The sequence below is a fragment of the Nocardia carnea NBRC 14403 genome, from assembly GCF_000308515.1.
Taxonomy (GTDB): domain Bacteria; phylum Actinomycetota; class Actinomycetes; order Mycobacteriales; family Mycobacteriaceae; genus Nocardia; species Nocardia carnea.
In genome coordinates this window covers 1-5,547 of record NZ_BAFV01000100.1, presented here as the reverse complement: position 1 = coordinate 5,547, position 5,547 = coordinate 1, and the positions used below count along the sequence as shown (strand labels likewise).

Here is a 5,547-nt window from a genome sequence, read left to right as displayed (position 1 = left end):
AAACCGAGGGGGTTCTTGGTCTGTTCGGCGTAGCCGGGATCGCCGACAGCGGCCTGGATGACCGCGGTCGGATCACCCCACGGCGTGCCCAGCAGCAGCTCCCGGCGCAACCGCGGAATGGTGAGGTCCACGGTGGCGAACAGGTTGATGAAATCGCCCCGGACCCCGTTGTCGACCAGGTACTGCCCGTACGGGAACACGGTCGCGAACTGGATCGCCGAGTTGATATCCGGACCCACATCGGCGAGCGCCTTCAAGGTGGGTTCGAGGTTGCGCAGGTTGGCGAGCAGATCGTCGTGCGCCGCGGTCAGGACCCCGTCGGCGGTATCACTGAAGGTGCGCAGCCGGTCCAGTGCGGTGACCAGATCGGGTCGTTCGGCGATGAGGACATCGAGGGCGGGCGGAATCTTGTGCAGTGCCTCGGTGAGAACATCACGCTGGGCGGCGAAGGTGCCGCCGAGCCGGTTCAGGCCGTCGATGGTGGCGACGATATCGGCACGCTGGCCGTCGAGGGTGCTCAGGAAGACATCGAGCCGGTCCAGCAGGGCCCGGATATTCGTCTCCCGGCCTTCGAAGGCGGCGCTGAGACTGCCGACGATATCGCCGATCTGGCCCAGCCCACCACCGTTGACCACCACCGACAGCGATGCGAGCGTCTGCTCTGTCGACGGGTAGGTGCCGGTATCGTCGAGTTCGATCCGCGATCCGGGCGCCAACTGTCCCTGCGGCGGCTGCCCGGGGGGCGGATTCAGCGCCAGATGCATCGACCCGAGCAGACTGGTCTGACCGACTCGTGCCTGCGCGTTCGCCGGTATCACCTGACCGGGCTGGATGGACACTTCCACCAGGGCGTGCCAGTTCTCCACCGTGATATCGCCGATACTGCCGACCACCACATCGTCGATCAGTACCGGCGAGTTCGGGGTGAGCGTGCCGACATCGGCCATCTCCACGTACAGCACGGTCGCGTCCGGACCGCGGCCGGTGGCACCCGGTAGCGGTAGCGAATTGACGCCGTCCCAGTTGCAGCCGGTGGCTGTCAACGCCACGCATACGCAACCGAGCACCGCGTTGCGCACACTCTTCCTGCGTCCCGATTTCGCCATATGATCACCGCCCGCCGGGGAAGAGGATGTCGGCAAGCGAAGGCACGGGCGGGCCGGGCGGCGGTGGTGGCGGCGCGGCCGGGGCGGCGGGCGCCGGCGGCACCAGATGCGGTTCGCTGTAGATGACATTCTTCGGATCCGCCGAGGGCCCGAGGGCGGGATTCACCGGGACCGGCAGGTAGTTGAAGTTCAACAGCCCGAGGACCGGCCCGAGGTAGTCGCGGCATTTACGTGCCGCTTCCTCGGCGCCGATATTCTCCACGCTGGCGATACCGCCGCAGACGAATTCGATCGGATTGGAGAAGTTGTTCAGCACGAAAACCCCTGCCTCGGTGCCGGTATCAGGGTTGTAGATGTTGTAGAAGTTGGCCAGGCTGGTCGGGAAGATATGCAGTAGTTCTTCGAGTTCGCCGCGGTTGTCCACCAGGTTCTGGGTGACATCGGCCAACCGTCCGACCTGTTCTGCGGCCTTGTCCCGGTTCTCCGAGACGAACCGTTGGACCTCGCCCACCGCGATGGACAGATTGGACAGTGCGGCATCGAGGTCGGAGCGGCTGTCGGACAGCACACTGGTCAGGGTCGCCAGCCGGTTCTGGAACTGCACGATCTGCACATTGCTGTCACGTAATGCGGTGACGAAGGTCTGCAGGTTCTCGATGGTCGAGGCGATATCGCCGCTGCCGTCGGCGAGGATGCGCCCGACCCCGGACAGCTGGGACAGCACCTGCCGCAGTTTGTCACCGTTGCCGGCGAGCGCGTCGGCGGCGCTGTCGATGAACCGCCCGGCCGGCCCGGAAGACTGGTCGCCGTCCGGCCCGAGTTCGGTGGCCAGCCGGGTGAGCTGAGTTTTGATCTGATCCCATTCGACCGGGATCGCGGTGCGCTCCAGCGGAATCACCGTATCGTCGGCCATGGTCGGGCCGTCGCCGCGGTAGGCGGGGGTGAGCTGGACGTAGCGGGAATCCACCAGGCTCTGGGAGACGATCACCGCGCCGGCGTCGGCCGGGATATCCACGCCGCGGTCGATATGCATCGTCATCTCCACGGTGGCGCCCCGGGGTTCGATGGCGGCAATGTTGCCCACCTTCACCCCCGCAACCCGGACATCGTCACCGGGGTAGATCGCGGTGGCGGTGGTGAAGATCGCGCGCACGGTGGACGGCGCGAACAGCGTGCGGTTCACCACGACGAACGCGGCGGCCAGTACCGCCACCGCCAGGGCGCCCGCGGCCAGCCGGATGATCAGTGTCCGCTTCATCGTGGCGCTCCCGGTTGCGGTGCGGGTTGTGGTTGCGGGACCGAGCCGCCGAATGCCGCATCGACGAACGGCCGGATCCATTGGGCCGGGATGAGATTGGCGACGTAGGCGTTGTAGAACGGGCCGCCGGAGACCGCCTCACCTTGGGTGAGCGAGGTTTTCGCCAGCCCCGGTATCGCCTTGGCGATATTGTCCCGATTGCGTTGCAGCACTTCGGCCACCGAGTTCAACCGGTCCAGGGCGGGCCCCAGTTCGGCCTCGTTGTCGGCGACCAGCTGGGTGAGCTGATCGGCGACGGCCGCCGTATTGGCCAGCAGGGTGGCGATCGCCCGGCGGCGCTCGTCGAGCACCCCGATCAGGGTGTTCGCATTGAGCAGCATGGTGTTCAACTGTTCGCTGCGATCGGCCAGAATCCCGGTGACCTCCTGCGAGGCAGTGAGCAGATCACCGAGCGCGGTATTGCGGCTGTTGATCGATTTCGACAGTTCCGACAGGCCGTCGAAGGCCGGGCCGAGCTGCGGTGCGATCGAATCCAGCGTGGTGGACAGCATATCCAGCGAGCTGTTGAGGGAATCGGTGTCCATGGCCGCGGTGGTGCTGGTCAGATCGCCGAGCGCATCGGTGAGCGAATACGGCGAGGAGGTGCGCTCGACCGGGATGGTGTCCAGCGGGCGCAGCCGTCCGTCACCGTGCGAGACCAGCGTCATGATCCGTTTACCCAGCAACGACCCCGTTTTGATCTGCGCGGTGGTGTCCGCGCCGAGCGAGACCGAATCGCCGGCGGTGAACACCACCCGCGCCTGTCCGTGGTCGAGCTCCACCTCGGTGACGGTGCCGACCTCGAACCCCGAGACGTGCACTTCGTCACCGGCCTCCAGTCCGCCGGCTTCCTCGAACACCGCCTGGTAGCGGACCGTTGTCCCCCACGCGATCACCTGCTGGGATTGCAGGCCCAGCGAGATGATGCAGACCATGAGCACGATCCCGACCAGGCCGTGCCGCAGTAGGTGTTTTCCGCGGTATCGAAACATCTCAGGGAGCGCACCTTCCGTCGGTCTGTACGGCGGCCGGTATCTCCACGACCTGCCCGGACAGATCGTTGACCCGCAGCGTCAAATCGCACAGGTAGTACTGGATGAAGTTGCCGTAGGCCCCGGTACGCACCAGTTTCCGGAAGTTCTCCGGTGCCTTCTGCAGGGCGGTGTCGAGGGTTTGCTTATCGCCGTCGATATTCGCGGCGAGCTGGTTGACCTGGTCGATCGTGCCCGCCAGCGGCGCCCGGCCCTGGTTGAGCAGATCGGCCACGGTGGCGGTGCCGGCCTCCAGCGAATCTATGGCCGAGGCGATGGGGTCGCGTTCGTTGCTGAGCTGGGTGATGAGTTGTTCGAGCCGGTCCACCAGGCCCGAGAACTCCCCGCCCTCGTCGGCGAGGGTGGTCATCACGGTGTTCAGGTTGTCGATCAACTGCTCGACGATCTCGTTGTTGTCGGCCAGGGCCGCGGAGAAGGAGGCGGTGCGGCCCAGGATGGAGTTCACGGTGCCCTCTTTGCCCTGCACGATCTCCAGTAGTGACCAGGTCAGGGCGTTGACATCACGGGCGTTGAGCCCCTGGATGACCGGTTTCAGACCGCCGAGCAGCAGGTCCAGATCCAATGCGCTGGTGGTGTTCTCGATCGGCAGCTCGCCCCCGGCGGGCAGTTCGTTCCCGGGTCGGTCGGTGATCTCCAGATAGCGGTCGCCGACCAGGTTCAGGTACCGCACCGCGACCTCGGTGCCGCTGGTGAGCGAAAGCGAGCGGTCGGCATCGAACTCCACCCGCACCCGGTGATCGTCGCGCAGTGAGACCCCGCGCACCGAACCGACCACGACTCCCGCGACCCGCACCGTATCTCCGGTGCTCAACCCGGACGAATCCGCGAAAACCGCCGAGTACTCGGTGGTGGAGCCGCTGCGGTACTCGCCGAAAACGATGATCAGACAGGCCGAGAGCACCACCATGATCGCGGCGAAGACACCGAATTTCAGCAGCGGCGTATTGCGGTTGTTCATCGGGGTGCCCCCTTCCCTGCGGCGGCAGGTCCGAACAGTGCCTCGGCGAGCGAGGCGGTGTTCAGCGTCAGTCCGGACCGGAACGGCCCGGCCTGGGGATTGGCCCCGACATCGGTGACCACGAACGGCGGGAAATCCTCGTAGGCCACGGGCAGCATCGAGCACTGCGGACCACCCGACGCCGCGACCTTCGGCAGATGCTCCGGGTAGCGGTACGGTTCGACACCCCAGAGGAAGTTCGCCGACAACCCGATCCCGGGTACCTTCACCGGTTCCACCTGGGCCAGATAGGCCAGTCCGTCCATGGCGCACGTCAGCGCCTGGTGATAACGGTTGGTCAGCTCGGTGGTCGGTGCCAGGACATCCATGGCACTCACCAGACCGGGCCCGCTTTCCCCCACCACCCGGTTACCGGTATCGGCCAGCCCGATCAGGCTCATCAGCAGCACATCGAGTTGCTGCTGTTCCTCCACCACGGTCCGGCTGAGATGGGTCGCGTTGCCGACAGTTTCCAGCAGCGCGGGCGACGCGTCCGCATAGGTCCGGGTGACCTCCGGCGCCATCGCCAGATCCGCACGCAGGGCGGGCAGCCCGGGTTCCACTTTCGCCAGGAACGCCTCCAGGTCGACCATCATCTGGCCCACCCGGTCACCGCGCCCGCGCATCGCGGTGGCCAGCGCGCCCAGGGTTTCGTTGAGCTTTTCCGGCTGGATCTCCCCCAGTACCTGGGTGAGCTGTTCGAACACGGTATTGATCTCGACCGTCACGTTCCCGGCGTCGAATACCTGACCTGCCTCGAGGTGCCCCGAAGCAGGCTGTTCGGGCGGGACGAGCTGGATGTACTTGGCCCCGAATACCGTTGTGCTGGCGATATCCACGGTCACATCGCCGGGTATCCGGGTGAGATTGCCCCGGTCGATGGCCAATTCGATCTCGGCGGTGCCGTCGGCCCGTTCGACGATGGAATCCACGGCGCCGACGGTCACACCGCGCAGTTTCACCTCGGCGTCGGGGTACATCACCAGACCGGCGCGGGGCGCGTGCACGGTGACCGCGACGGTATCGGCGAACCCGCCCCGGAACAGGGTCACCGCGAGTACCACGATCGCCATCCCCGCCGCGATCGCCGCGAAC

Annotated in this window: 5 protein-coding genes; all 5 read right to left on the bottom strand. The window is 66.1% G+C overall.

Annotated elements, in window-relative coordinates; genetic code table 11:
- A partial coding sequence (locus ON22_RS26755; protein WP_051158121.1) for an MCE family protein occupies positions 1-1,106 on the bottom strand: 1,106 nt, incomplete at its 3' end.
- A 4-nt stretch (positions 1,107-1,110) separates the two neighbouring features.
- Complete coding sequence (locus tag ON22_RS26750) at positions 1,111-2,364, bottom strand: MCE family protein (RefSeq protein ID WP_033246812.1); 1,254 nt, start codon at positions 2,362-2,364, stop codon at positions 1,111-1,113.
- On the bottom strand, positions 2,361-3,395 hold the full coding sequence (locus tag ON22_RS26745) for an MCE family protein (protein WP_033246813.1): 1,035 nt from the start codon (positions 3,393-3,395) through the stop codon (positions 2,361-2,363). The genes ON22_RS26750 and ON22_RS26745 overlap by 4 nt, the downstream gene beginning before the upstream one ends.
- Position 3,396: 1 nt before the next feature.
- The gene (locus tag ON22_RS26740; protein WP_033246814.1) at positions 3,397-4,413 is read right to left on the bottom strand and encodes an MCE family protein; all 1,017 of its coding nucleotides are present in this window, start codon (positions 4,411-4,413) and stop codon (positions 3,397-3,399) included.
- On the bottom strand, positions 4,410-5,547 hold a 1,138-nt coding region (locus ON22_RS26735), incomplete at its 5' end, for an MCE family protein (RefSeq protein WP_043740734.1). The genes ON22_RS26735 and ON22_RS26740, both read right to left, overlap by 4 nt.

What these genes read in the sequence shown, in the direction of transcription:
- ON22_RS26750 (WP_033246812.1), bottom strand. Translation starts at nt 2,364, where the DNA reads ATGAAGCGGACACTGATCATCCGGCTGGCCGCGGGCGCCCTGGCGGTG.
- ON22_RS26745 (WP_033246813.1), bottom strand. Translation starts at nt 3,395, where the DNA reads ATGTTTCGATACCGCGGAAAACACCTACTGCGGCACGGCCTGGTCGGG.
- ON22_RS26740 (WP_033246814.1), bottom strand. Translation starts at nt 4,413, where the DNA reads ATGAACAACCGCAATACGCCGCTGCTGAAATTCGGTGTCTTCGCCGCG.